Origin of the sequence: Mycobacterium scrofulaceum (assembly GCF_002086735.1) — a bacterium.
Classification (GTDB): Bacteria; Actinomycetota; Actinomycetes; order Mycobacteriales; family Mycobacteriaceae; genus Mycobacterium; species Mycobacterium scrofulaceum.
Map to the genome: position 1 here is coordinate 47,512 of NZ_MVIJ01000016.1, position 25,686 is coordinate 73,197.

General features: G+C 70.5%; 26 protein-coding genes. 12 read left to right on the forward strand and 14 right to left on the reverse strand.

Annotated elements, in window-relative coordinates; all coding sequences use genetic code 11:
* Position 1 precedes the first annotated feature (1 nt).
* The 10 genes from hypF (at position 2) to BST44_RS12775 (ending at position 9,792) form a co-directional block, all read left to right on the forward strand.
* The gene (gene hypF, locus BST44_RS12730) at positions 2–2,371 is read left to right on the forward strand and encodes a carbamoyltransferase HypF (protein WP_083177479.1); all 2,370 of its coding nucleotides are present in this window, start codon (positions 2–4) and stop codon (positions 2,369–2,371) included.
* The gene (locus tag BST44_RS12735) at positions 2,368–3,090 is read left to right on the forward strand and encodes a HypC/HybG/HupF family hydrogenase formation chaperone (protein WP_083177480.1); all 723 of its coding nucleotides are present in this window, start codon (positions 2,368–2,370) and stop codon (positions 3,088–3,090) included. Before hypF ends, BST44_RS12735 begins: the two co-directional genes overlap by 4 nt.
* The gene (locus BST44_RS12740) at positions 3,087–3,764 is read left to right on the forward strand and encodes a D-sedoheptulose-7-phosphate isomerase (RefSeq protein WP_083177481.1); all 678 of its coding nucleotides are present in this window, start codon (positions 3,087–3,089) and stop codon (positions 3,762–3,764) included. Before BST44_RS12735 ends, BST44_RS12740 begins: the two co-directional genes overlap by 4 nt.
* Positions 3,761–4,873 (forward strand): hydrogenase expression/formation protein HypE, encoded by a 1,113-nt coding sequence (gene hypE / locus BST44_RS12745; protein WP_083177482.1) that lies wholly within the window; start codon positions 3,761–3,763, stop codon positions 4,871–4,873. The genes BST44_RS12740 and hypE overlap by 4 nt, the downstream gene beginning before the upstream one ends.
* A gap of 35 nt (positions 4,874–4,908) precedes the next feature.
* Positions 4,909–5,181: a HypC/HybG/HupF family hydrogenase formation chaperone gene (locus BST44_RS12750; protein ID WP_083177483.1), complete on the forward strand. Its 273-nt coding sequence runs from the start codon at positions 4,909–4,911 to the stop codon at positions 5,179–5,181.
* Positions 5,182–5,194: 13 nt separating this feature from the next.
* The gene (gene hypD, locus BST44_RS12755; RefSeq protein WP_083177484.1) at positions 5,195–6,325 is read left to right on the forward strand and encodes a hydrogenase formation protein HypD; all 1,131 of its coding nucleotides are present in this window, start codon (positions 5,195–5,197) and stop codon (positions 6,323–6,325) included.
* Entirely contained in the window at positions 6,322–7,071 is a 750-nt protein-coding gene (locus tag BST44_RS12760; RefSeq protein ID WP_279628974.1) for a DUF6390 family protein, read from the forward strand. Before hypD ends, BST44_RS12760 begins: the two co-directional genes overlap by 4 nt.
* A gap of 20 nt (positions 7,072–7,091) precedes the next feature.
* Positions 7,092–8,234: an alkaline phosphatase family protein gene (locus tag BST44_RS12765; RefSeq protein WP_083177486.1), complete on the forward strand. Its 1,143-nt coding sequence runs from the start codon at positions 7,092–7,094 to the stop codon at positions 8,232–8,234.
* Positions 8,235–8,322: 88 nt separating this feature from the next.
* Positions 8,323–8,763, forward strand: coding sequence for a hypothetical protein (locus BST44_RS12770; protein ID WP_083177487.1), 441 nt, complete (start codon positions 8,323–8,325; stop codon positions 8,761–8,763).
* 138 nt (positions 8,764–8,901) lie between these two features.
* Positions 8,902–9,792 carry a PPE family protein gene (locus BST44_RS12775; RefSeq protein ID WP_083177488.1) on the forward strand — a complete coding sequence of 297 codons (891 nt, stop codon included), beginning with the start codon at positions 8,902–8,904 and terminating at the stop codon, positions 9,790–9,792.
* 5 nt (positions 9,793–9,797) lie between these two features.
* On the opposite strand, the gene BST44_RS12780 is transcribed toward BST44_RS12775, so the two are convergent.
* The 10 genes from BST44_RS12780 to dxr form a co-directional block, all read right to left on the reverse strand.
* Positions 9,798–10,553 carry a gamma-glutamyl-gamma-aminobutyrate hydrolase family protein gene (locus tag BST44_RS12780; RefSeq protein WP_244184806.1) on the reverse strand — a complete coding sequence of 252 codons (756 nt, stop codon included), beginning with the start codon at positions 10,551–10,553 and terminating at the stop codon, positions 9,798–9,800.
* Positions 10,554–10,709: 156 nt separating this feature from the next.
* Positions 10,710–11,270, reverse strand: coding sequence for an alpha/beta hydrolase (locus BST44_RS12785; RefSeq protein WP_208619787.1), 561 nt, complete (start codon positions 11,268–11,270; stop codon positions 10,710–10,712).
* Positions 11,271–11,390: 120 nt separating this feature from the next.
* Positions 11,391–12,902 (reverse strand): cobyric acid synthase, encoded by a 1,512-nt coding sequence (locus BST44_RS12790; RefSeq protein WP_083177491.1) that lies wholly within the window; start codon positions 12,900–12,902, stop codon positions 11,391–11,393.
* A gap of 100 nt (positions 12,903–13,002) precedes the next feature.
* Positions 13,003–13,860: a type I methionyl aminopeptidase gene (map, locus tag BST44_RS12795; protein ID WP_083177492.1), complete on the reverse strand. Its 858-nt coding sequence runs from the start codon at positions 13,858–13,860 to the stop codon at positions 13,003–13,005.
* A gap of 76 nt (positions 13,861–13,936) precedes the next feature.
* On the reverse strand, positions 13,937–14,536 hold the full coding sequence (locus BST44_RS12800) for a DUF1707 SHOCT-like domain-containing protein (protein WP_083177493.1): 600 nt from the start codon (positions 14,534–14,536) through the stop codon (positions 13,937–13,939).
* 44 nt (positions 14,537–14,580) lie between these two features.
* Complete coding sequence (locus tag BST44_RS12805; protein WP_083177494.1) at positions 14,581–16,398, reverse strand: penicillin-binding transpeptidase domain-containing protein; 1,818 nt, start codon at positions 16,396–16,398, stop codon at positions 14,581–14,583.
* Positions 16,399–16,541: 143 nt separating this feature from the next.
* Entirely contained in the window at positions 16,542–17,396 is an 855-nt protein-coding gene (locus tag BST44_RS12810) for a GNAT family N-acetyltransferase (RefSeq protein WP_083177495.1), read from the reverse strand.
* Positions 17,397–17,452: 56 nt separating this feature from the next.
* A complete protein-coding gene (gene ispG, locus BST44_RS12815; RefSeq protein WP_083177496.1) occupies positions 17,453–18,619 on the reverse strand; it encodes a flavodoxin-dependent (E)-4-hydroxy-3-methylbut-2-enyl-diphosphate synthase in 1,167 nt (388 codons plus the stop codon).
* 16 nt (positions 18,620–18,635) lie between these two features.
* Complete coding sequence (locus BST44_RS12820; RefSeq protein WP_083177497.1) at positions 18,636–19,850, reverse strand: M50 family metallopeptidase; 1,215 nt, start codon at positions 19,848–19,850, stop codon at positions 18,636–18,638.
* A gap of 19 nt (positions 19,851–19,869) precedes the next feature.
* The gene (gene dxr, locus BST44_RS12825; protein ID WP_083177498.1) at positions 19,870–21,054 is read right to left on the reverse strand and encodes a 1-deoxy-D-xylulose-5-phosphate reductoisomerase; all 1,185 of its coding nucleotides are present in this window, start codon (positions 21,052–21,054) and stop codon (positions 19,870–19,872) included.
* Positions 21,055–21,153: 99 nt separating this feature from the next.
* Between dxr and BST44_RS12830 the strand changes: the two genes are divergently transcribed.
* On the forward strand, positions 21,154–21,411 hold the full coding sequence (locus tag BST44_RS12830) for a DUF2631 domain-containing protein (protein ID WP_083177547.1): 258 nt from the start codon (positions 21,154–21,156) through the stop codon (positions 21,409–21,411).
* Positions 21,412–21,539: 128 nt separating this feature from the next.
* Here the strand turns inward: BST44_RS12830 and rlmN are convergent, their stop codons facing one another.
* The 4 genes from rlmN to pyrH all read right to left on the reverse strand — a co-directional run bounded on the left by rlmN (position 21,540) and on the right by pyrH (position 25,069).
* The gene (gene rlmN, locus BST44_RS12835) at positions 21,540–22,634 is read right to left on the reverse strand and encodes a dual-specificity RNA methyltransferase RlmN (protein ID WP_083177499.1); all 1,095 of its coding nucleotides are present in this window, start codon (positions 22,632–22,634) and stop codon (positions 21,540–21,542) included.
* 22 nt (positions 22,635–22,656) lie between these two features.
* Positions 22,657–23,580 carry a phosphatidate cytidylyltransferase gene (locus BST44_RS12840; RefSeq protein ID WP_083177500.1) on the reverse strand — a complete coding sequence of 308 codons (924 nt, stop codon included), beginning with the start codon at positions 23,578–23,580 and terminating at the stop codon, positions 22,657–22,659.
* Between the two features lie 32 nt (positions 23,581–23,612).
* Positions 23,613–24,170: a ribosome recycling factor gene (gene frr / locus BST44_RS12845; protein ID WP_068040603.1), complete on the reverse strand. Its 558-nt coding sequence runs from the start codon at positions 24,168–24,170 to the stop codon at positions 23,613–23,615.
* A gap of 92 nt (positions 24,171–24,262) precedes the next feature.
* A complete protein-coding gene (gene pyrH, locus BST44_RS12850; RefSeq protein WP_083177501.1) occupies positions 24,263–25,069 on the reverse strand; it encodes a UMP kinase in 807 nt (268 codons plus the stop codon).
* Between the two features lie 353 nt (positions 25,070–25,422).
* Between pyrH and mbp1 the strand changes: the two genes are divergently transcribed.
* On the forward strand, positions 25,423–25,659 hold the full coding sequence (gene mbp1, locus BST44_RS12855) for a microaggregate-binding protein 1 (RefSeq protein ID WP_007171420.1): 237 nt from the start codon (positions 25,423–25,425) through the stop codon (positions 25,657–25,659).
* Positions 25,660–25,686: the final 27 nt, after the last annotated feature.

The window sequence follows — 25,686 nt, forward strand, 5'->3', positions numbered from 1 at the left end:
GATGACCCCGTCCCCCCTGCTGCTGCGGCAAGGCCCCGCTTGTGCCCGGGTTCGGCAGCGCTTCACCGTGACCGGTGTCGTGCAGGGGGTGGGCTTCCGGCCCTTCGTGGCCCGCCTCGCGACCGAGCTGGGCCTGTCCGGCTTCGTCGGCAACGATTCCGGCGCCGTCTTCCTCGAGGTGCAGGGCGAACGCGCACGGATAGCCGAATTCGGCCGGCGCCTCCGGGCCGACGCCCCGCCGCTGGCGCGGGTCGGCGACGTCGCCGTCAGCGAGGTCGCCTACGACGCCGGCTGCGGGCGGGAGTTCCGGATCGTGGCCAGCCGCGCCGTCCCCGGCGTCACGACGCCGATACCGCCAGACGTCGCGGTCTGCGACGACTGCGTCGCCGAGCTCTTCGACCCGCGTGACCGGCGCTACCGCCACCCCTTCGTCACCTGCACCAACTGCGGGCCGCGTTTCACCATCGTCCGCGGCCTGCCCTATGACCGCCCGGGCACCACCATGTCGGGGTTCGCCATGTGTGAGCGCTGCGCCACCGAATACCGCGACCCGGCGGATCGCCGGTTCCACGCGCAGCCGATCGCCTGCCCCGACTGCGGGCCGATCCTGTGGTTCCGGTCGGCGGGCGGGCGCATCGACGGGGCCGACGCCGCGCTCGGCGCCGCGCAGCGCGCACTGGCCGCGGGCGCGGTGGTCGCCGTCAAGGGCGTCGGCGGCTACCACCTGGCCTGCGGCGTCACCGACGCCGGGGCCGTCGACGCCCTGCGCGCGCGAAAGGCGCGTGGCGCCAAGCCCTTTGCCATCCTGGTCCGCGACCTTTGCGTCGCGCGCCGCTACGCCCGCGTCGACGACACCGAGGCCGCTGCGCTGTTGAGTCCCGCCCGCCCAATCGTGTTGTTGCGCCGCCGGCCGCACGCGCCCGTCGCCGACGCCGTCGCGCCGGGCAGCCCGCTGCTGGGGCTGATGCTCCCGTATTCCCCGATCCATCACCTGCTGCTGGCGCCCGTTCCCGGGTACGCCGGTCCGGTGCCCGACGCGCTGGTGTTGACCAGCGCCAACCGCTCCGACGAGCCGATCTGCTTCACCGACGACGATGCGCGCCGGCGGCTTCCCGCGCTGTGCGACGCGGTCCTGGACCATGACCGCCCGATCCACGTCCCGTGCGACGACTCTGTGGTGCGCGTGGTGCAAGACGACGGGGCCGGGGCCGGGTCCGAACTGCCGATCCGCCGGTCCCGTGGCTACGCGCCGCTGCCGGTCGACTTGAAGATCGCGGGGCCCGCGGTGCTGGCCGTCGGCGGGGAGTTGAAGAACACCTTCTGCCTCACCGATGGCTCGCGCGCCTACCTGTCCGGGCACATCGGTGACATGGCCACCTGGGAGACGCTGCGGGCGTTCGAGCGGGCGGTGAGCCAGCTCAGCGAGATTCGCGGCGATCCGGCTCGGTTGGCCGCTGACCTGCACCCCGGATATCACACCCGGAACTGGGCCGAGCGGCGCGCAAACGGTCGTCCGCTGGACCTCGTTCAGCATCACCACGCCCACGTGGTGTCGCTGCTGGCCGAGCGCGGCCGCATCGGCGAGCCCATCGTCGGCGTCGCCTTCGACGGCACGGGTTACGGGTGCGACCAGACCATCTGGGGCGGAGAGATACTGCGGCTCGGCAGCGACAGCCACCGGTTCGTCCGCGCCGGCCACCTGTTGGCGGTGCCCCTGCCCGGCGGCGACGCGGCGGTCCGCAATCCGTGGCGGATGGCGCTGTCCCAGTTGCGGTCGGCCGGCATCGACTGGACGCCGGACCTGGCCCCCGTCGCGGCGGCGACCCCCGACGAATTGCGCGTCACCCGTGCGCAATTGGAGACCGGAACCGGATGCGTGCCCTGCTCGAGCGTGGGGCGCCTGTTCGACGCGGTCGCCTCGCTGCTCGGTGTGCGGCACCGGATCGACTACGAAGGCCAGGCCGCCATCGAGCTGGAGGCGCTGGCGGAGTCGGCGGACGCGAAGACCCTGCCGTCCCTGCCCCTTATGGTGCGGGCCGACGGGGTGATCGATCCCGCCCCGATGGTGCAGACGCTGGTGTCGGCGCTCTACGCCGGCGCGCGACCCGCGGTCCTGGCCGCCGCCTTCCACGAGGCCGTCGCGGACGCCGTCGCCACGGTGGTCGGGCAGGTGGCCGGCGCCACCCGGCTGGTGGGCCTCACCGGCGGGGTGTTCCAGAACGTGTTGTTGCTCAAATCGTGTCGAAACCGGTTGCAGCGGGCCGGGTTCGAGGTGCTCACCCACCGGACCGTCCCGCCCAACGACGGCGGGCTCGCCCTGGGGCAGGCGGCGATCTCCATGCTGACCGCGCCGGAGGGGGGCCTACCATGACCACCACGGCCATCGATCGCGGGCTCGGCGCCGAATTGGCCGAAGACCTCGCCGCCACCGCGTTGACTCTCGCCAAACGCTTCGCGGCCGGCGCCACCATGTGGTCCATTGCGCCATCGTGGGAACCGCACGCGCTGCACATCGCGGTCGAGTTCGTCCACCCGGTGATCATGGGCAAACGGGCCCTGCCCGCAGTGGCGCTGACCGGTCCCGACCTGGTGGATCTGGTTCGGGTGTCCGTGCGGCCGGGCGACCTCGTCGTCGCGGTGTCCGGGGCGGCCGACGCGCAAGTGCGCTCGGTGATGCGGCGCGCCCCCGCGTGGGGCGCCACGACGATCTGGATCGGCAGCGGCGAACGACCCGCGGCGGGCCTGGCCGATCACGTGCTGTGGCTCGACGACCCCGATCCGCGCGTGCCCGCGACGGGAGGCTTCGTGCTGTTCTACCACCTGCTGTGGGAGCTGACGCACGTCTGCTTCGAACACCCCGGACTGCTCAAACCCGAACGCCCCGAGTCGGTTTGCGTCACCTGCAGCGACGAGGGGCGCCCGGGTGAGGCGGTGACGGCGTCGGCGGACGGGCACGCCACGGTGCGCACCGCGCGGGGCGTCGAGAACGTGGTGACCACGCTGATCGACCCCGTCGCCGCCGGGGACCTGATTCTGGTGCACGCCGGCATGGCGATCGGCAGACTGGACGACGAGGAGGACGGCCGATGAGCCCCGCCGGTGACGAACCCACCAACTTCCTGTACCCCTTCATCGACGCCCAGGAGGACGATGCCGGGTCGCTGCTGGCCGACCTGGCCGCGTCGGCAGAGGCGAAGGCCGCCGAGAGCCTGGCGCTGCGGCGCTCGAGCCTGGAAGCCAACGCCGCGTTGCTCGACCGGGCCGCCGCCGAGCTGGCGCGCCGGTTCGCGGCGGGCGGGCGGATGTTCACTTTCGGAAACGGCGGCAGCTGCACCGATTCCACCACACTGGCGAGGCTGTTCGCCCGGCCGCCGGTCGGCAAGCCGTTGCCCGCGTGGCCGTTGACCACCGACCAGGCGATCCTGACCGCGCTGGGCAACGACGTCGGCTTCGAGCTGGTGTTCGCCCGGCAGCTGATCGCCCGCGCCAAGGCCGGTGACATGGCGATCGCCATGTCGACCAGCGGCGGCTCGCCCAACCTGCTTGCCGCGCTGGCCGAGGCACGCCAGCGCGGCCTGTACACCATCGGATTCGCCGGCTACGACGGCGGCGCATTCGCGAACAATCCGAATGTGGACGCCTGCTTCGTGGTTCGCTCGCAAAGCGTGCACCGGATACAGGAGGCGCAGGCGCTGCTGGGCTATCAGCTGTGGCTGAGCGTGCACGAGCAACTCGGCGGCGGCCAGGGCGTGGGGGCGGCATGAACAAGCCTGCGGGTGAATACCTTTCGTCTGGGCCGCGATTCGCCGAGGGCGAGGTGATCGAGCGGATCGAATCGTTCCGCAGGCGCCGCCCCCGCTTGCTCGACGACCACGTGACGCTGGCGCACGGCGCCGGCGGCAAGGCGTCGGCGGCGCTGGTGGACGCGGTGTTCGTGGAAGCGTTCCGCAACCCGCTGCTGGAGTCGCTGGGTGACAGCGCGGTCCTGACGCTGCCGGGCGGGCAGCGCGTCGCGATGTCCACCGACTCGTTCGTGGTGCAGCCCAGGCGCTTTCCCGGCGGCTCCATCGGCGCCCTCGCCGTGCACGGCACCTGCAACGACCTCGCGATGGCCGGCGCCGTGCCGTCCTGGATCTCGGCGGCGTTCGTGCTCGAGGAGGGCTTTCCCATCGCCGAGTTGAAGGAGATCGTCGCCGATATGGCGGCGGCGGCCACCCACGCGGGCGTGCGGATCGTCACGGGCGACACCAAGGTGGTGCCCAAGGGCGCCGCCGACGGCATGTTCGTCACCACCGCCGGGACCGGGATCATCCCCGCCGGACGCACGCTGTCCGCGGCGTCGGTGCGGCCCGGTGACAAGCTGCTGCTGTCTGGTTCGATGGGCGATCACGGCATGGCGGTCATGCTCGCGCGGGGCGACCTTGCCATCGAGGCCGACATCGCTTCCGACACCGCGTCGGTCAGCCCGCTGGTGGAAATGCTGATGGCGGCCGCGCCGTCCACCCGTTGGATGCGCGACGCGACGCGGGGCGGGGTGGGCACCGTCTGCAACGAACTGGCCCAGGCCTGCGGCCTCGGGGTGCTGCTCGAAGAGGAGCGGCTTCCCGTGGCGCCCACGGTGAACGGCGCCTGCGAGCTGCTCGGCATCGACCCGCTCTACGTCGCCAACGAGGGCAAGTTCGTCGCCGTCGTCGCGGCGGAGGAGGCGGAGGCAGGGCTGGCGGCGCTGCGGTCGCACCCGCTGGGTGCCGACGCGGCCGAGGTCGGGGAAATCTTCAGAGAACCAGCCGAAAGCGTGGTGCTGCGAACGGGATTCGGCGGTACGCGGATCGTCGACATGCTCGTCGGCGACCCGCTGCCGCGGATCTGTTAGACCCGCTCGGCGGAAAAGAAGGAGAGTAGCAGCAGATGTGTCTTGGAATTCCGGGCCGGATCGTCGAAATCACCGATCCCGCCAACTATCTGGCGAAGGTCGATGTCAGCGGCGTGCAGCGCACCATCAGCGTCCGGTTGCTCGAAGACGACATGCCCGAGCCCGACGACTGGGTGCTGGTCCACGTCGGGTTCGCGATGGCCAAGATCGACGAGACCGAGGCGCTGCTCACTTTGGCCGCCGTCCAGAAACTCGGCGACGCCTACGACACCGAGATTCAAGCCTTCGACTCGTCGGCCATAGTCTAGGGGAAGGCGCACAATGAAATTCGTAGACGAGTTCCGTGATCCGGCCGCGGCGCGGAAGCTGCTGGGCGCCATCGGTCGCTTGGCCGGCGCCGACGGTGAGCAGTTCAAATTCATGGAGGTGTGCGGCGGGCACACGCACACGATCTACCGGCACGGCATCGAGCACCTGTTGCCCGAGAACGTCGAGCTGGTGCACGGCCCTGGGTGTCCGGTCTGCGTGATCCCGATGGGCCGCATCGACGACGCGATGTGGCTGGCCGGCCAGCCGGAGGTGATCTTCACGTGTTTCGGCGACATGATGCGGGTGCCCGGCTCCAACGGCAGCCTGCTGGACGCCAAGGCCAAGGGCGCCGACGTGCGGTTCGTCTATTCGCCGCTGGACGCGCTCAAGATCGCGCTCGACAATCCCGACAAGCACGTGGTGTTCTTCGCCATCGGTTTCGAGACCACCGCGCCGTCGACCGCGGTGACGCTGGTGCGGGCGCGCGACCTTGGCTTGACCAACTTCAGCGTGTTCTGCAACCACGTGATGATCGTCCCGCCCATCAAGGCCATCCTGGAGTCACCCGACTTGCGGCTTTCGGGGTTCATCGGCCCCGGGCACGTGTCGACGGTGGTGGGCAACCGCCCCTACCGGTTCGTGCCGGAGGTGTATCGAAAGCCGTTGGTGGTAGCCGGTTTCGAGCCGCTGGACATCCTGGCCGCCGTCGCGATGCTGCTGACGCAGATCCGCGAGGGCCGCTGCGAGGTGGAGAACCAGTACACGCGCGTGGTGCCCGAGCACGGCAATCCCGCCGCGCTGGCCCTGATGGGCACGGTGTTCGCGCTGCGTCCCCACTTCGAGTGGCGGGGGCTGGGATTCATCTCGCAGAGCGCGCTGCGCCTGCACGACGACTTCGCGGAGTTCGATGCCGAGCTGCGGTTCGCGATGCCCGGCGTGCGCGTCGCCGACCCCAAGGCCTGCCAGTGCGGCGAGGTGCTCAAGGGTGTGCTCAAGCCTTGGGAATGCAAGGTTTTCGGCACGGCATGCACTCCCGAGACGCCGATCGGCACCTGCATGGTCTCCCCCGAGGGGGCGTGCGCGGCCTACTACAACTTCGGGCGCATGCACCGCGACGCGGTCAAGCTGGTGGGGCACGCTTGACCGGCGAGACCGCCGACCCTCAAGCGGGAGTCGCGATGTTCGCGCGCTACGCCTATGCGCCCAACGCGCTGGGCTTTTGCGGTCCCCCGCTGGGAGCCACCCTGCGCGACGGCACGATCGAGGACGTCCGCAGGGCGGCGGCGAGGTTCTCCGGGGCGTGGCCGTACCTGCGGGTGCTGTCGGCGCTCACCGGAATCGCCGACCCGCTGGACCGTCGGCTCGTCGAGGCGTACTGGCTGGGCGGCGGCGCCGGCGCCGACCTGGACCCGCCGGCCTTCCTCGAGGCGTTACTGGCGATCATCGGCCCGCAGGCGGGCCGCTACTGGTCGCATCTGACGCCGGAGCTGGCCCGCGAGGCCGCCGCCAACCACTGCTTTCACGTGTTCGGGGTGTACCCGTGGACGCGGTTTCTGGGCCGGGGCATGGACGAACACCCCCTCGAGGTGCTCGACAACTGCCGCATCACCTGGGGGACCGTACTGGGCCGCGACCGCGACCGGATCGAGGTGCGGCACCGCAGGCTGGTGCTCGACGGCGGGTCGCTGGTGCTGTCCGAACCGTCGTCCGGCGTCTACGACGTATGGACCGACGGGTTCAGCGCGGTGCCCGACGTGGTCGTGGGCGACGAGGTTGCGCTGCACTGGGGGCGGCTGTGTGGCCGGCTTTCCCCGCGGCAGGTCCGCGCGCTCGCCGAGGGAACCGACCGTCAGCTGCGCGTGACGAGCGAGCGACTGGCGCGCGTCTAATTTCATGCCAGACTGGCCCGGTGCCGGGTTCCCTTTGCGACGTGCTGCCCGCCGCCGCCGCGCTCCTCGGCGTGCCGGGCGCCGTCGACAAGTTGGCGCTGCGTGAATGGCTGGGCGGGGCCGATCAGGTCGACCGCGTCGCGGTGGTGCTGGTGGACGGACTGGGCTGGCACCTGCTTGCGGAGCTGGCCGGCAGCGCGCCGCTGCTCGCCGCCGTGCTCGCGGGGCAGACCGGTCGGCTCACGGAGCTCACCTGCACCTTCCCCTCGACCACCCCCACCAGCCTGGTCTCCCTCGGCACGGGCGCGCAGCCGGGCGAGCACGGGATCCTGGGCTTCACGCTCAACGTTCCCGGCACCGACCGGGTGATCAACCACATCCTGTGGCGCGACGACCCCCCGCACGGCGAGTGGCAGCCGCTGCCGACGTGGTTCGGGAGGCTCAACCGGGCGGGCGTCAGCGCGCGCGCCGTGTTGCCGGCAGCGTTCATCGGCAGTGGGCTAACCGACTCCGCCTATCGGGGCGCGGAGTTCCGCCCCATTCAACCGCCGGACGACAACGCGCGGAAACTGGCCGACGAGCTGAAGGCGGCGCCGGGCCTGGTGTACGGCTACACCGCCGCGCTGGACACGGCGGCCCACGCCTTCGGCGTCGGATCGTCCCGGTGGCACGAGGCGGCGGCCCAGGTCGACGAGCTGCTGACCCGGCTCGTCGAGGCCCTGCCCCCGCGAGCGGCGCTGCTGGTGACCGCCGACCACGGCGGTTTCAACGTCCCGCCGGACGCGCGGGTCGACCTCGACACCGACCCGCGGCTGGCCGCGGGGGTCCGCGTCGTCGCCGGCGAGCCGCGGGTGCGCTACCTGCACACCGAGCCCGGTGCGGCGGCGGACGTCCAGGCCGCCTGGACCGAGGTACTCGACGGCAGGGCCCACGTCTACAGCCGCGAGCAGGCGGTGGCCACCGGCATGTTCGGACCGGTCCACCCGGCCCACCTGGCCCGGATCGGCGACGTCGTCGCCGTCTGCACCGGCGACACCGCCGTGCTGGCGACCGGGCACGAGCCACCGGAAACGGCTCGCCTCGTAGGCTTTCACGGCGCGGCGACACCCGCCGAAATGGCCATCCCGCTCATCGCATTCAACTCCCCTGCCACCGCCCGCTAGTTGGCCCGCGAACGCACACCGGACTTTGACCGTTCTCACAGCTCACACGGCTTGCCGGCCCAGCCTCGTGTTGTAAATTCGGGCCACTGTGACAGTCGGAAACGCCCACGGGACTCGACGATGGCGGTCAGCCATCGCGGTCGCCGCGGTCCTCGGGCTGTTCTGCGCGGTCACCGCGGGTTGGGCGTCGCACGGAAGAGCGGTCGCCGGCCTGGAGCGCGCCGCGTCCCCGCGGGCCGTGCACGCAGCGGTGAATGCGGCGCCGGTCCAAGCGCACAACGCCTGCCCCGGCGCCCCGAACTTTTCCGCCGGGTCCGCGCCGACACATCACAAGTCCACCAAGACCCCGTGGATGACCCAGGATCGGCCGCCGACGTGGGCCCGCTCGTCGCCGCCGTCGATCGGATCGCCCTTACCGGCTTCGTTCGAGGCCGCGATATTTCGGCTGCCCCGGGCGCCGTCGCGGATGCCCGAGATGATCCCGCCGGACGGGGATCTGTTGACGCGGCTCCGCGTCGCCCGCTGCTGAGGGCTCACTCCCCCGCGGCAACCGCCGTATCCGCACTGCCGCCGTTGCAGGTGGGCCTGTAACCCCCGCGCCTACGTCCAACAGAAGAGTCCCGTTCTCAGCACGGCCGAAGCCGGCCGTCGTTAGGCAGAGATAGCTATGAATTTCACGACGCTTCCCCCCGAAATCATTTCCGGCCAGCTGCATACCGGCCCCGGTTCGGAGTCGCTGGCCGGGGCCGCGACGGCGTGGGCCCGCCTGGCCACCCGGCTGCACACCGCGGTCGCCGACTACCGGGCGGTGACGGCGAAGCTGCTGGCCAGCTGCGAGGGCCGCACCCCCGCCCCCGAGCGCGCGGCGGCCTACATCGACTGGCTCACCGACACCGCGATCCGGGCCGAGCAGGCGGCCACGCAGGCTGCCGCCGCGGTAAGCGCGCACGGCGCGGCGCTGGGGGCCACGGTGCCGCCCGAGACCATCGGCGCCAACCGCGCGCAGCGACAATCGCTCATCCTCGCGGACCCACTCGGTCTGGCCGGCCCGGCAATCGCCGACACCGAGGCCGACTACGAACGGATGTGGGCCCAGGACGCCGCGGCCATGCACGCCTACGCCGGGGCATCGGCCGGCGCCGCGGTCCTGGCGCCGTTCGCGTTGCCGCCCGGCGGCGCGAGCCGGGACGCGTGCGCCTCGAGGTCGGCGCCGGAGATCGTCTCGGCCGGAAGTCGGCTCATCTCCGCCGCACCCGGCGCGCTGCGCGCGCTGTCCCGTTCGCCGCTGGCCACATTCGACGTCTCCCTCGCGGCGGCCACCTGCCCGCTGTCGAAGCTGAGCTCACTCACGGCGCCGTCCGGTGTCGCGATCGCCTACCTGAACGCGCTGAACAAGGCGGCGGCGCTGCGCTGCCTTGTGCCCGACCGGCACGGTGTTCGCGGCGCCGCGATCTCGGTGCGCGTCGGCCGCGCAACCTCGCTCGGCGCGTTGTCGGTACCGCCGGGCTGGTCGGCGGCCGCGGTGCCCATGGCCGTCTATCGCGGGACGGTCGCGTAGCCGACTCAGCGCGCGCCCGCGGCATACGACCGCGCGGCGTCGACGATCGCCGCGAAGAGGCGCACGTCGTCGAGGGATTGCTCCGGATGCCATTGCACCGCAAGCACAAACGGTGCGCCGGGCAGCTCCAGCGCCTCGACCACACCGTCGGGGCCCCAGGCGCTGACCATCAGTCCCTCGCCGACTTTGTCGATCGCCTGATGGTGGTAGCACGGCGCGGCGGTGGACTCCCCGACCAGCGCGGCCAGCCGGCTGCCCGCCGCGGTGCGCACCGGCAACCTGGTGAACACCCCGTTGCCGGCCCGGTGCCCGTCGTGCCCGAGCACGTCGGGCAGGTGCTGGTGCAGGGTGCCGCCGAGCGCCACGTTGAGCACCTGCGCGCCGCGACAGATGCCCAGCACCGGCAGGCAGCGGTCCAGCGCCCCGCGCAGCAAGGCGAATTCCCAGGCGTCGCGATCCGGTCGCGGCTGGTCGGTGCTCGGATGCGGCTGCTGGCCATATGCGGCGGGGTCGACGTCGTAACCGCCGGTGATCACCAGCGCGTCCAGGTTGTCGAGCACCGCGCCGACGGTTTCGGGGTGCACCGGCTGCGGCGGTAGCAGCACCGCGGCCCCGCCGGCAGCGACGACGCCCTGGAAGTAATCCGCGGGCAGGTAGCCCGCCGGGATGTCCCAGATCCCGGTCTGCACCCGCTCCAGGTACGAGGTCAGGCCCACCACCGGGCGCCCAGAGGCGTTCACAAGCCGAGCATCCTTTCCGATCGTGGCTCCCGCGCATCGGCCGGCGCGCTGAGCAGCCGCTCGGCGCCGGAGGTTTCCGGCTCCGCTGGACACGGTACAGCGGCGGGCCGATCAGCGCCGCGCGCGAGGCGTCGGCAATCGGATTGCGGCGGTTGAGCTTTGAAACACCAACCGGGACTACCAGGTGCTGGTGCGCAACACGATCTCGGCGGCCAGCTGTGCCGTCGACTCCTGCACCGTGCGCCGCCCCAGGTGCACCACACGGTATTCCGCGTAGACGTACTGCTGGCTGGCGCGTGCCACCGCCCGTGCGGCCGGCGAGCTGACCAGGACGGTGGTGCCGATCTCCACCGGCGGACAGTGTTCGTCACGCACCACGCCGTCGCGGTCCACCGCCCGCGGATGGCCGCGGTCGATCACCACCAGGCCGACGAACCGGCCCAGCTTGGTCGCCGCCAACTCCCAGGCCAAATCGCCGCCGGCGCGGTCGCCGACCACCACGGCCCAGCCGATCCCCAGTGCGTCGAGGATGCCGACCACCGACTTGGGGGTCAGGCGCGGGTCGAGACCGATGACGACCGTCCGCAGCGAAGCCGTGTGCAGCCGCTCGCAGACCGCGTCGTACGCGGCGGGCGCGCGCTCCTCGTCACCCAGGATGACGACCACGACGCCCTGCTCCGGACCGGCCACGGCTACCGGGACGGGGAATCCGTCGAGCGTGGTCATCATGGAGGGCATCTACGCACGCTACAGCCGATCGGCCCGCACGCGCGACGAAATCTTGAATCCTGTGCGCGCGCAACGGGTTTTGCACCACCGTAAATTCGACCGTCGAACGTGCACATACCGGCGAACGCCCTACGGCCGCAACTGCGTTGCGATGTGCGGCCGGCGTGGCGGCGGACCGTCGAGCAGGCCGAGGACGGCGTCGACGTCGAGATGCGAAGTCAGCAGATCGGCGATCACGTCCAACTGCGCGTCGCGTCGCGCGGCGACGTCGGTGTCGGCGGCCACGAACCCGGCGCGGCCGGCCGCGGCCGCGACCCGGGTGAGCCATGCGCGCCGGAAGTCGTCGTTGTCGAGCAGGCCGTGCCAGTGCGTACCGAACACCGCGCCGCGCCGAAGGCCGTGCGGCTGGCAGTCGCGCCCGCCCTCCGCGCCGAACCAACTCTCCTCCGCACACCGCGACACCCGGCCGTGATGGATTTCGTACCCGGCGACCGGCCGTGGCCACCGGCGGAGAACTTTGGTCTCGCCGAACGTGATATCGGCGTCCAGCAACCCCAGCGCGGCGACTTCGCCGGCCCCGGATTCGACGGTGTCGTCGATGCGCCGGCACAGCATCTGAAAGCCCCCGCAGATGCCCAGCACCGGCTTGCCGGCCGCGGCGTGCGCGGTGATCGCGCCGGCCAGACCACGATCGCGCAGCCAGGCCAGGTCGGCGACGGTCGATTTGCTGCCGGGGATCACGACCAGGTCGGTGTCGGCCAGGTCGGCGGGGTCGGCGCTCCAGCGCACCATGACACCCGGTTCGCACGCCAGCGCCTCCACGTCGGTGGAGTTGGAGATCCGCGGCAGCCGGATCGCGGCCACCCGCAACCACTCGCTCCCGCGCGGTGGTGCCGGGGCGCCGACGACGCGGCTCGCCACCACCGACAACGAATCCTCGGCGTCGAGCCACAGCTCGTCCGCGTGGGGCAGCACCCCGTAGGTCGGGCGGCCCGTCATCGCATGCAACTGCCGCAGTCCGGGTGCCAGCAGCGCGGGGTCGCCACGGAATTTGTTGACGACGAAGCCGGCGATCAGCGCTTGGTCGTCGGGCTCGAGCACCGCGACCGTCCCGAAAAGATGGGCCAGCAGCCCGCCGCGGTCGATGTCGCCGACCAGGATCACCGGCAGGTTCGCCGCCCTGGCCAGGCCCATGTTGGCCAAATCCGTCGCTCGCAAGTTGATTTCGGCGGGCGAACCGGCCCCCTCACAGATGACGGCATCGAATTCGTCACGCAGGGAGGATAATTCGTCCGCGACGATCCCCGCGAGTCGGTCGCGGTGCCGCACATAGCTTGCCGCCGTGACTGATTCGGCGAGCTGGCCCCGGATCACCAGCTGCGACGTCCGGTCGCTGCCCGGTTTGAGCAGGATCGGGTTGAACCGCACGCTGGGCTGCAGCCCGGCCGCCCGGGCCTGTAGCGCCTGGGCCCGCCCGATCTCGCCGCCCTCGACGGTGACCACCGAATTGTTGGACATGTTCTGCGCCTTGAACGGGGCTACCCGGATGCCGCGCCGTGCCAGCAACCGGCACAGGCCCGCGACCACCACCGACTTGCCGGCGTCGGAGCTGGTGCCGGCGACCAGCAGCGCGCCGCTCATCCTATAGCGGTGTTCGCCGGGCCCCGCCCGGCCACCAGTCGCAAAATCGCACTCTTTCGGGCCGAATCATGCGATTTTGCGACTGCTCGCGGGAGCAGCGTCACGGCAGCGTCAGGATCTCGACGCCGGTGTCGGTGACCAGCAGGGTGTGCTCGAACTGCGCGGTCCACTTGCGGTCCTTGGTGACCACCGTCCAGCCGTCGTCCCAGATCTCGTAGTCCAGGCCGCCGAGGTTGATCATCGGTTCGATGGTGAACGTCATCCCGGGCTGCATGATCGTGGTGACCGAGGGCTGGTCGTAGTGCAGCACGACCAAGCCGTTGTGGAACGTGGTGCCGATGCCGTGCCCGGTGAAGTCGCGAACCACGTTGTAGCCGAACCGGTTCGCGTACGCCTCGATGACGCGGCCGACCACCGAGAGCGCCCGCCCCGGCTTGACGGCGTTGATCGCGCGCATCGTCGCCTCCCGGGTCCGCTCGACGAGCAGCCGGTGCTCCTCCGCGACGTTGCCGGCCAGGAAGGTCGCGTTGGTGTCGCCGTGCACGCCGTCGATGTAGGCGGTGACGTCGACGTTGACGATGTCCCCGTCTTCGATCACGGTGGAGTCCGGAATGCCGTGGCAGATGACCTCGTTCAGCGACGTGCAGCACGACTTCGGAAAGCCTTTGTAGCCCAGCGTCGACGGGTAGGCACCGTGGTCGACCATGTACTCGTGGGCGATCCGGTCCAGCTCGTCCGTCGTCACCCCGGGCGCGACCGCTTTGCCCGCCTCGGCCAGCGCGCCGGCCGCGATCCGGCCGGCGACGCGCATTTTCTCGATCACCTCCGGTGTCTGCACCCACGGCTCGCTGCCCTCGCGAACGCTTGACTTCCAGGCGTATTCCGGACGGGGGATGCGACTGGGCACCGGCAGAGTCGGGGACAACTCTCCGGGGGCAAGCGCGGTGCGAGCGGGCATGGGGCCAGCTTAGCGACGCTCACCGGGCGGCGCCGTCGCCCAGCCGATAGATTCGGGGGCCGCTTCTTCTGCGGGCTCAGGGCCGGCGTACCAGGTTCACCCGGCCGCGGATCAACGAGCGCCGCGGGCCCCGGATGATCACCGAGCCGCACACCACCCGTCCGGTCAGCACGACGTGCGGGCGGCCTTCGCCGGGCGCATCCTTGCGGCGATCGCTGGCGCTGCCCACATAGACCTCCACGTCGTCGATCGACGCGCTGGCGCCGTCGGGCAGCCTGATCTCCACCGATCCGAACCGCATGTCGAGTTCGATGACCACCACCGGGCCCGCGAACCGGGCCTTGGTGAGGTCGAGTTCGATCGAGCCCAGCCGGCGCACCAGCGCCAGGCGGGTGGGTACCGTCCACTCCCCCCGCCGTTTGAGTGAACCGGCCCAGCCGCGCAGCTCGACCCGATCGGCCGCCGAGGTGACGATCGCGCCCGGCCCGGGCAGGTCACCGACGAGCCCGTCCAGCTCTCCCCTGGTGCGCGCGTAGGACACCTGCGACGAGCGCTGCTCGAACTCCTCGATATCGATCAGCCCGAGCGCGACGGCATTGTGTAGTCGCCGCATCGTGCCGTTGCGGTCGGCGTCCGAGATCCGCAGCGCAACCATGTCGCCGCCGATATCCGTCATGTTCGCAATTTACCGCTGAAGCGGCCCCGCGCTTGCGAGTGGCGCTAGGCGAGGAAGTCCGGCGGCAGCGACTCGAACATCACCTTGGTCATCCGGACCGCGTACTCCGAGCTGCCGCCCCCGACGATCAGCGAGGCGAAGGCCAGGTCGCCGCGGTAGCCGGCGAACCAGGAATGCGATCCGCCCGGGAACTCGGCCTCACCGGTCTTCCCGTAGACCGCGCCGCAGCCGGCGATCTCCTTGGCGGTCCCGTTGGTCACCACCAGCCGCATCATCGGCCGCAGGGCGTCCACCATCTTCGGGCTGATCGGGGTGGTGTCGCCCTGAACCGCGGTCGGCCGGCCCGCGATGAGCTGCGGCGTCGGGGTCTTGCCGGCCGCGACGGTCGCCGCCACCAGGGCCATGCCGAACGGGCTGGCCAGCACCTTGCCCTGGCCGAAGCCGTCTTCGGTGCGCTCGGCGAGATCCACCGTCGGGGGCACTGACCCGGTCACCGTGGTGATGCCGTCCACGTCATAGTCCAGCCCGATTCCGTACCGGCTGGCCGCCTGCGTCAGACCGCGCGGCGGCATCTTGCTGCTGAGCTCGGCGAACGTGGTGTTGCAGGAGCTGGCGAACGCCCGCGACATCGGCACCACCCCGAGGTCGAAGCCACCGTAGTTGGGGATGGTGCGGTGCCCGATATCGAGATGGCCCGGGCAGCCCAGCATGGTGTTGGGGGTCGCCATGTCGCGGTCGACAGCCGCGCCCGCGGTCACCATCTTGAACGTCGACCCGGGCGGGAACAGGCCGGTGGTGGCGATCAGGCCGTCGGCGTCGGCGCCCCCGTTCTGCGCGATCGCCAGGATCTCGCCGGTCGACGGCTTGATCACGACCATCATCGCCTTGCCGCCGCGGGTGTCCACCGCGCGCTGGGCCGCGTTCTGCACCACCCGGTCCAGCGTGATGGAGATCGACGGCGCCGGTGACCCCGGCACCTCGTGCAGGACTTCGACTTCGACACCGTTCTGGTTGACGCTGACCACCCGCCAGCCCGGCTCGCCGTCGAGCTGGTCGGCGACGGCCTTCTTCACCTCGGTCACCACCGCGGACGCGAAATGCGGGTCGGTCGGCAGCATCTCGGGCTGGGGGGTCACCACGACGCCGGGCAGCCGGCCGATGGCCGGGAAGACCTTGTCGTTGTCGTCGGGATGCAGCGTCACCAGGTCCACCGGCTGGGTCGCCGAGCTGGCCTGCTCGGCGAGCAACTGCGGGTCGTTCAGCACGCCGTTGAACGGGTGCAGGACGTCGACGATCGCGTGCGCCGTCCCGATCAGGGCGGTCCCGGATCCGGCCTGGGTGGCGTCCAGCGTGTAGTGGTACAGGTAACCCGGCACCAGCACGTCGCTGCCGCCGAGCTCGTTTACCGACGCACGCCGCGGCGCGTCGGCCCGCAACGCGAACGTCTGATGTTCGCCCAGCTTGGGGTGCAGGCCGGTGCTGGTCCACCGGACCTGCCAGCGCCCCTCGTCGCGCGCCATTTTCAGCTGCCCGTCGTAGGTCCACGTCCGGTTCTTGGGTAGGCGCCAGCTGAAGCGGTAGCCGACGGTGCCGGTGTCCTCGGCGTACTTGGCGTTGAGGATCTGCGTGTCGAGGTGACTGGCCTGCAGCCCCGCCCATGCCGCGTTGAGCGCTTCGCGGGCGTCGTTGGGGCTGTCGGTCAGCTGCGCGGCCGTCGCGGTGTCGCCGACGGCCAGGGCGCCGAAGAACTTCTCGGCGGCCGGGCCAGGACCGTCGGGTCGCGGCGTGCAGCCGGACAGCGCGATCGCCGCGAGGAGCAACAGCCCTGAGGCAGCCATGACCAGTGGGGTTTTTGTGACCATTGGTACAGATGTTATGAAGTATGGCTGCCGCATGGGTATCGACACACCGAGATCGGATCGTGATCCACGCCGGCGATCGCCCGAGCGCCCGGCCAGCCGCGCGTTCGCCGCCCAGCGCCCGGCCAGCCGGGCGCGCGGGCGCGTTAGTCCAGCAGCACGGTCGCGAAGTTGCCCACCTCGGCGAAGCCCACGCGGGCGTAGGCGGCGCGGGCCACCGTGTTGAAGCTGTTCACGTAGAGACTGGCGGTGCGCCCGCTCCCGACGACCACGGCGGCCACCGTCGCGGTGCCGGCGGTGCCCAGGCCCAGCCCGCGCCACTCGGGGTGCACCCACACCCCTTGGATCTGGCCGACGCGCGGCGACTGCGAGCCGACTTCGGCCTTGAAGACGACCTGGCCCTGCTCGAAGCGCGCCCAGGCGCGGCCGGCCGCGATCAGGCTGGCCACCCGCCGCCGGTATCCCCGACCGCCGTCACCGATCCGGGGGTCGACGCCGACCTCGCCGATGAACATGTCCACGGCGGCCACCAGATAGGCGTCCAGCTCGTCCGGCCGGACCTGGCGCACTCCGGGGTCGATCTCGCAGTCGGGGTGGCGTGACAGCGCCAGCAGCGGCTGGTGGTCGCGCACGTCTCGCGCCGGGCCCCACGCCGACTCGAGCCGCTCCCACATCCGCATCACCAGGTCGGCCCGGCCGACCAGCGAAGAACATCGGCGCGCCCCGCTCATCGCCTCGTCGGCGAAGGCGTCCATGTCCTCCGGCGCGCCGCGCAGCGGGATCAGGTTGGCGCCGGCGAAGCACAGCGACTCCTGCGCGCCGCGCAGAGTCCACAGCTCCCCACCGATGGAGTTGGGTTCGATGCCGTGATCCGCCACCCGGGCCGCCACCATGCACGACCCGACGGGATCCTCGTCGAACACGCGCCAGACGGCAGCGGCGTCGCGCACCACGGACACCCGTCGCTCACCGACAAGGCGGAAGAGGGGCGGAGCCGACATCTGACGAACTCTCTGTGTTGCGAACTAAAGGACTTGCAAGAGGGAACCGGCCCCCATCAGCTTACGGTCACGATCGGCGAACCGCTGGATGTTGTGTCAGGACCGTGATCGGTCCCCATCTCCGAGGCCAGCCGCATGGCCTCCTCGATCAGCGTCTCCACGATCTGGGCTTCCGGCACGGTCTTGATCACCTCGCCGCGAACGAAGATCTGCCCCTTGCCATTTCCCGACGCCACACCCAGATCGGCCTCGCGCGCCTCCCCCGGGCCGTTCACCACGCACCCCATCACGGCGACCCGCAGCGGCACGTCGAGCCCGTCCAGCCCGGCGGTGACCGCGTTGGCCAGGGTGTACACGTCGACCTGCGCGCGACCGCAGGACGGGCAGGACACGATCTCCAGCCCGCGCGGCCGCAGGTTCAGCGACTCGAGAATCTGGATGCCGACCTTGACCTCTTCGACCGGCGGCGCGGACAAGGACACCCGGATGGTGTCCCCGATCCCCCGCGACAGCAACGCGCCGAAGGCCACCGCGGACTTGATGGTGCCCTGGAACGCCGGGCCGGCCTCGGTGACGCCGAGGTGCAGCGGGTAGTCGCACTGGGCGGCCAGCTGCTCGTAGGCGGCGACCATCACGACGGGGTCGTTGTGCTTGACGCTGATCTTGATGTTGCCGAAGCCGTGCTCCTCGAACAGCGACGCCTCCCACAGCGCGGACTCGACCAGCGCCTCCGGCGTGGCCTTGCCGTACTTCTCCATGAACCGCTTGTCCAGCGAGCCGGCGTTGACGCCGATGCGGATCGGAATCCCGGCCGCGGCGGCGGCCTTGGCCACCTCGCCGACCCGGCCGTCGAATTCCTTGATGTTGCCGGGGTTCACGCGCACCGCGGCGCACCCCGCGTCGATGGCGGCGAAGATGTACTTCGGCTGGAAGTGGATGTCGGCGATCACCGGGATCTGGCTGTGCCGCGCGATCTCGGCGAGCGCGTCGGCGTCCTCCTGACGCGGGCAGGCCACCCGGACGATGTCGCAGCCGGCGGCGGTCAGTTCCGCGATCTGCTGCAGCGTCGTGTTGACGTCGTGGGTCTTGGTGGTGCACATGGATTGCACCGAAATCGGATAGTCGCTACCCACCCCGACGTCGCGGACCATCAGTTGGCGCGTCGGGCGCCGGGGGGCGAGCGTGGGCGCCGGAGCGTCCGGCATGCCCAGGCCAACAGTCACTGTCTTGATTCCCTAACTATTGGAAGAGCCTGATCGGATTGACCAGATCAGCGGTCACGGTCAGCAGCATGTAGCCGACGACGAACACCAGCACCACGTACGTGGCGGGCATCAACTTGAGGTAGTTCACCGGTGCGGCCGCGACCATGCCGCGGGCGGACCGGACGAGGTTGCGGATCTTCTCGAACACCGCGATCGCGATGTGGCCGCCGTCGAAGGGCAGCAGCGGCACCAGGTTGATCGCGCCCAGGATGAGGTTCAGCTGAGCCAGGAAGAACCAGAACGCCACCCACAGCCCGTGGTCGACGGTGTCGCCGCCGATGATGCTGGCGCCGACCACGCTCATCGGGGTCTGCGGGTCGCGCTGCCCGCCGCCGATCGCGTGCACCAGCGCCCCCACCTTGGTGGGGATGGTGACCAGCGCCATGCCCACCTCGCCGGTCAGGTCGCCGGTGAACGCGAAGGTGGCCGGCACCGCGGAGAGCACCCCGTAGTGCGTCGGCGCGAGCTTGACGGCGGCGACGCCGATCGCGCCGACCGTCGACGGTGTCGCCTGACCGCCCTGCCCACCGCTCAGGAAGCGCTGGGTGGGCGTGACGTCGACGGAGGTGGTGATCGTCTTGCCGCCACGCTCGACGACGACCGGCACGGTGCCATGCACCTTGCGGATCGCGGCGGCCATGTCGTCGAAGGTGGACACCGGGGTATCGCCGACCTTGACCACCACGTCGCCGGCGCGGATGCCGGCCAGCGCGGCCGGACCGGGGCCGGTGCACTCCGAGAGCTTTCCGGGAGCCACTTCCGGTGCGACACAGGCGGTTTCGCCGATCACCGCCCTGGTCGGCGGGTGCAGGTTCGGCAGCCCCCAGACCAGCGCGATGCCATAGATCAGCACCAGGCAGATGACGAAGTTCATGGCCGGGCCGGCGAACAGCACCGCGACGCGCTTCCAGACGTCCTGCTTGTACATCGCCCGGTCGGCTTCGTCGGGCGCCAGTTCCTCGACCGACGTCATCCCGGCGATATCGCAGAAGCCACCCAGCGGCACCGCCTTGAGGCCGTACTCGGTCTCGCCACGCCGCGTCGACCACAGCGTCGGCCCGAATCCGACGAAATAACGACGGACCTTCATGCCGGTGGCGCGGGCGACCCACATGTGGCCGCACTCGTGCAGGGCCACCGAAACCAGGATGGCGAGCGCGAACAGCACAATGCCGATAACGAACATCATCAGGCTGCCAGGACCTTTCTCACACCATTCCGGAGACTCTGTGGGCGCTCGCGTCCGCGAGAGCACGCTGCGCCCGCTCCCGCGCCCAGCGCTGCGCGTCTAGTACCTCATCCACGTTAGCGGGTGAAACCGACCATTGGTCTGCGGCGTGCAGCACGTCGGCGACCGTTTTGACGATGACGGGGAAGCCGATCCGGCGTTGCAGGAACGCCTCCGCCGCCTCTTCGTTGGCCGCGTTGTAGACGGCGGTCATGCACCCGCCGGTCTGGCCGGCATACCGGGCCAGTTCGACCGCGGGAAAGACCTCGCTGTCCAGCGGCTCGAATTCCCAGCTCGAGGCGGTGCTGAAGTCGCACGCCGCCGCCACGCCCGGGACCCGATCGGGCCAGCCCAGCGCCAGCGAGATGGGCAACTTCATGTCCGGCGGGCTGGCCTGGGCGATGGTCGAGCCGTCTACGAACGTGACCATCGAGTGAACAATCGACTGTGGGTGCACGACGACCTCGATGCGGTCGTACGGGATGCCGAACAGCAGGTGCGTCTCGATCAGCTCGAGCCCCTTGTTGACCAGCGACGCCGAGTTCAGTGTGTTCATCGGGCCCATCGACCACGTCGGGTGGGCTCCGGCCTGTTCCGGTGTGACGCCCTCGAGCCGGGCGGCGGACCACCCGCGGAACGGCCCGCCGGATGCGGTCAGCACCAGCTTGGCGACCTCCCCGGGCGCGCCGCCGCGTAGGCATTGGGCCAGCGCGGAGTGTTCGGAGTCGACGGGCACGATCTGGCCCGGCCGCGCCGCCCGCACCACCAGGGGGCCGCCGGCGACCAGGGATTCCTTGTTGGCCAGCGCCAGCCGGGCGCCCGATGCCAGCGCGGCCAGCGTCGGCCGCAGCCCGAGCGCCCCCACCAGCGCGTTGAGGACGACGTCGGCTTCGGTGTCCTCGACCAGGCGGGTCACCGCGTCGGGGCCGCGGTAAGGGACGTCGACGATCCGCGCCGCGCGTTCGTCCGCTACGGCGATGTTGGTGACGCCGGTTGCGGCGCGCTGCCGTTGCAGCGTTTCCAGGTTCGCGCCACCGGCGGCCAGGCCGACCACCTCGAAGCGGTCGGGGTGTGCCGCGATGACCTCCAGCGCCTGGGTGCCGATCGAGCCGGTGCTGCCCAGCACCAGTACGCGAAGGCGGCCCCCGGGTGTCGCGTTTGTCACCCACTCATTGTGCCCCGCCCGGAGACGATGCGATGGCTGCCGGTCGCGACCGCGGGTATGCCAGAATCTCCGTACAACCCGATCACGAAAGGGATTCGCGTGGCCAGTACTGAGGTTGAGCCTTACGTCAACGGCGTCGACGTCGCCGAGGTGCCGTCCGCACGGTGGGGATGGAGCAGGATCAATCACCGCACCTGGCACATCACCGGCCTGGTCGTCTTCGGGTTCCTGCTCGCCATGCTGCGCGGCAACCATGTCGGCAACGTCGAGAACTGGTACCTGATCGGGTTCGCCGCAGTGGTGCTGTTCGTCCTGGTCCGCGACCTGTGGGGCCGCCGGCGCGGCTGGATCAGGTAGGCCCCACCCGCCCACTACGCCTTTTCGGCGGCCAGCTGTCCGCAGGCCCCGCCCAATCGCCTGCGCTCCAGCTACCCGCCTTCGGCGGCCAGCTGTCCGCAGGCGGCGCCCAATCGCCCGCGCTCCAGCTACCCGCCTTCGGCGGCCAGCTGTCCGCAGGCGGCGCTGATCTCGCGACCGCGGGTGTCCCGCACCGTGCACGACACGCCCTGCGCCCGGACCCGCCGCACGAAGTCGCGCTCCACCGGCTTGGGGCTGGCGTCCCACTCGCTGCCCGGAGTCGGGTTGAGCGGGATCAGGTTGACGTGCACCAACGGGCCGAGCGCCCGATGCAGGCGCTTGCCCAGCAGGTCGGCGCGCCACGGCTGGTCGTTGACGTCGCGGATCAACGCGTACTCCACCGACACCCGCCGGCCGGTGACGTCGGCGTAATACCGGGCCGCGTCGAGCGCCTCGCTGATCTTCCAGCGGTTGTTGACCGGCACCAGGGTGTCGCGCAGTTCGTCGTCGGGCGCGTGCAACGACAGGGCCAGCGTCACGCCGAGCCGTTCGTCGGCGAGTTTGCGGATGGCCGGGGCCAGCCCAACCGTCGAGACGGTGACCGAGCGGGCCGAAATGCCGAACCCTTGCGGCGGGGGTTCGGTGATGCGCCGCACCGCAGCCACCACCCTGGCGTAATTGGCCAGCGGCTCCCCCATCCCCATGAAGACGACGTTGGAGAGCCGATCACCGAAATCGTCCCGCAGGGCGGCGGCCGCGGACCGGACCTGCTCCACGATTTCCGCGGTCGACAGGTTCCGCGTCAGGCCCCCCTGCCCGGTCGCGCAGAACGGGCACGCCATGCCGCAACCGGCCTGCGACGAGATGCACACGGTGTTGCGCTGCGGGTAGCGCATCAGCACCGACTCGAAGGTCGTCCCATCGGTCCCGCGCCACAACGTCTTTCGGGTCTGCCCGGCGTCGCAGGCCACATCGGCTGCCGCGGTCAACAGCCGGGGGAACATCGCCTCGGCGACCCGCTCCCGCACGGCCGCCGGTAGATCGGTCATCTCGCGGGGATCGGCGATCAGACGGCCGTAGTACTGATGCGCGAGTTGCTTGGCGCGGAACGCCGGCAGCCCCAGCTCGGCGACGGCCAAGGCGCGGCCTTCCGCGTCGAGGTCGGCCAGGTGTCGCGGCGGCCTGCTGGGGCGGGGTTCGGTGAAAACCAATTGTTGGACCATGACCAGTCCAGTATCGGCCCTCTCAGGGAACGAGCGTCAGCACCGTCCACGCGGCGACCGCCGACGGCAGCACGCCGTCCAGGCGGTCCATCAGGCCGCCGTGGCCGGGCAGCAGGCGGCCCATGTCCTTGATGCCCAGGTCACGCTTGATCTGGGACTCGACCAGATCGCCGAGCGTGCAGGTCAGCACCAGGATGACGCCCAGCAACGCGCCGATCCAGGGCGGCTTGCCGGCCAGATAGGTCGCCGTCAGGATCGCCGCCGTGATGCCGAAGAACAGCGAACCGGCGAAACCCTCCCACGACTTCTTCGGGCTGATCGCCGGAACCATCGGGTGCTTGCCGAGCAGGACCCCCACGGCGTAGCCGCCCACGTCGGAGGCGACGACGGTGACCATCAGGCAAAAGACCCGGCCCGCGCCGTCGTGGGGGTAGACCAGCAGGGCGCCGAAGGAGGCGAACAGCGGCACCCACGCGGCCAGGAACACGGTCGCAGAGGCGTCGCGCAGGTAGTTGGCCGACGGTGACCCGGCGAACGGCTCGGGCCGCTTGCTGTTGTCCTGCATGAACAGCCGCCAGACGTTGCAGACCACCACGGTGGCGCCGTAGCCGGCCAGGGCGCCGGCGGCGTGGAACGGCCAGGTCAGCCACAGGGTCACCTGGCCACCGATCAGCAACGGGATGAGCGGGATGACGTACCCGGCCTCGCGCAGGCGTCGCACCACCTCGTGCGTGGCGACCAGGATGGCGAGGGCGACGATGGGAACCCAGAAGCGCGGCGCGAAGATCAACGTCACGATCAGCACGCCGCCGATCCCCGCGCCCACGGCGATGGCGGCCCGCAGGTCGCGTCCCGCGCGGGAGGTCTTCTTGGCGGGCTGCTGCACGGTGTTCCTGCCCTCGCGCGCCGGCTCGTCGGGCGGGCTGGCTGCGCCGGTGGTTGCCACGGACCTGGGTGAACTTAGCTGCTGAGCGGCCGTCAGACCTCCAGCAGCTCGCCTTCTTTGTGCTTGACCAGGTCTTCGATCTGGGTGATGTACTGGTGCGTGGTCTTGTCCAGATCCTTCTCTGCGCGGCCGACCTCGTCCTCGCCGGCCTCGCCGTCCTTGCGGATGCGATGCAGCTCTTCCATCGCCTTGCGGCGGATGTTGCGCACCGACACCTTGGCGTCTTCCCCTTTGCCCTTGGCCTGTTTGACCAGCTCCCGGCGCCGCTCCTCGGTGAGTTGCGGCACCGCCACGCGGATGAGGGTGCCGTCGTTGGTCGGGTTGACGCCCAGATCGGAGTTGCGGATCGCCGTTTCGATCGCGCCGAGCTGGCTGGTCTCGTAGGGCTTGATCACGACGAGTCGGGCCTCGGGGACGTTGATGCTGGCCAGCTGCGTGATGGGGGTGGTGGCGCCGTAGTAGTCGATGACGATCCGGGAGAACATGCCCGGGTTGGCGCGGCCGGTCCGGATGGTCGACAAGTCGTCCCGGGCCACCGCTACGGCCTTCTCCATCTTCTCTTCCGCGTCGAAGAGAGCCTCGTCAATCATTGCGCCGCTCCTCTCCCCCGCAAGCGGGAGGTACCCCCACATCACTGCGTTCTGCATCGTCGCCAGCGCGAATCATTCGTTCGCTCTTCCCGTCAGGTGGTGACCAGTGTCCCGATTTTCTCACCGGCGACCGCGCGGGCGATATTGCCATTGGTCAGCAGGTTGAACACCAGGATCGGCATGCCATTGTCCATGCACAGGCTGAACGCCGTCGCATCGGCCACTCTCAGTCCCCGGTCGATGACCTCGCGATGGCTGATCGCGGCGATCAGCTCCGCGTGCGGATTCAGCCGCGGATCCGCGGAGAACACGCCGTCGACCGCCTTGGCCATCAAGACCACCTCGGCGCCGATCTCCAGCGCACGCTGCGCGGCCGTGGTGTCGGTGGAGAAGTACGGCAGGCCCATGCCGGCCCCGAAGATCACCACCCGTCCCTTCTCCAGGTGGCGGACGGCGCGCAGCGGCAGGTAGGGCTCCGCGACCTGACCCATGGTGATCGCGGTTTGGACGCGGGTGACGATGCCCTCCTTCTCCAGGAAGTCCTGCAGCGCGAGGCTGTTCATCACCGTGCCCAGCATGCCCATGTAGTCAGACCGGGTGCGCTCCATGCCGCGTTGCTGCAGCTGCGCGCCGCGGAAGAAGTTGCCACCCCCGATCACGACCGCCACCTGGACGCCGTCGCGGACCACCTCGGCGATCTGGCGTGCGACGCGCGCGACGACGTCGGGATCGAGGCCGACCTGCCCCCCACCGAACATCTCGCCGCCCAGCTTCAGCAACACCCGGGAATACCTGGGCCGCGCCCGCGGCTGCCCGGCGGTCGATCCGTTCTCCGGTGCGGTGGGCCGCGGCTGCGGAGCCGCCGCACCGGCGGCTTGGGGCTCCCTGGACTCCGTCATCAGGCTCCTCGCATGAGAGTGCCATCCCGGGGTGAAAACATCCGGAACGGCATTTCACATCCTGCCTCATCGCAGCACAACGCAGCCCCAGCGGGGTGCATTATGCGCGGAGTCCGCGAAGCGGAGGGCTTTTCGGGGGGTTCGGCCCAGGTGACGCCGGCGCCGGCACCGCCTTCGCGTCCGTTGAGCGGGGAATGTTTGAGCGATGCCCGCCAGGGGGAATCCGCACCATCGCGGCGGGAATTCACGGTCTTGAGAATAAGGGCCAGCCTCGCCGTTTGACCGGGCCGGTCGCCTCGGCGATTGGCAGTGAGCGCGAACGCTCAAGGTACGCCTACGAGAGGAACTGATCCATGGCGGACAACAACTCGGGACCTGCTGAAGCCGTCAAGGGCGTCGTCGAGGACGTCAAGGGCAAGGCAAAGGAGGCCGTCGGTGCGGTGACTGGTCAGGACGACCTCACCCGTGAGGGCCAGGCCCAGCAGGACAAGGCGGAGGCACAGCGCGACGCGGCGAAGAAAGAAGCCGAGGCCGAGGCGGCCCGCGGCGGCGCCGAGGCCGCTGAGGAGCGCCAGAAGGCCAATCAGTAGCTTGCCGGGAGGATGGGCTCGGTCTGT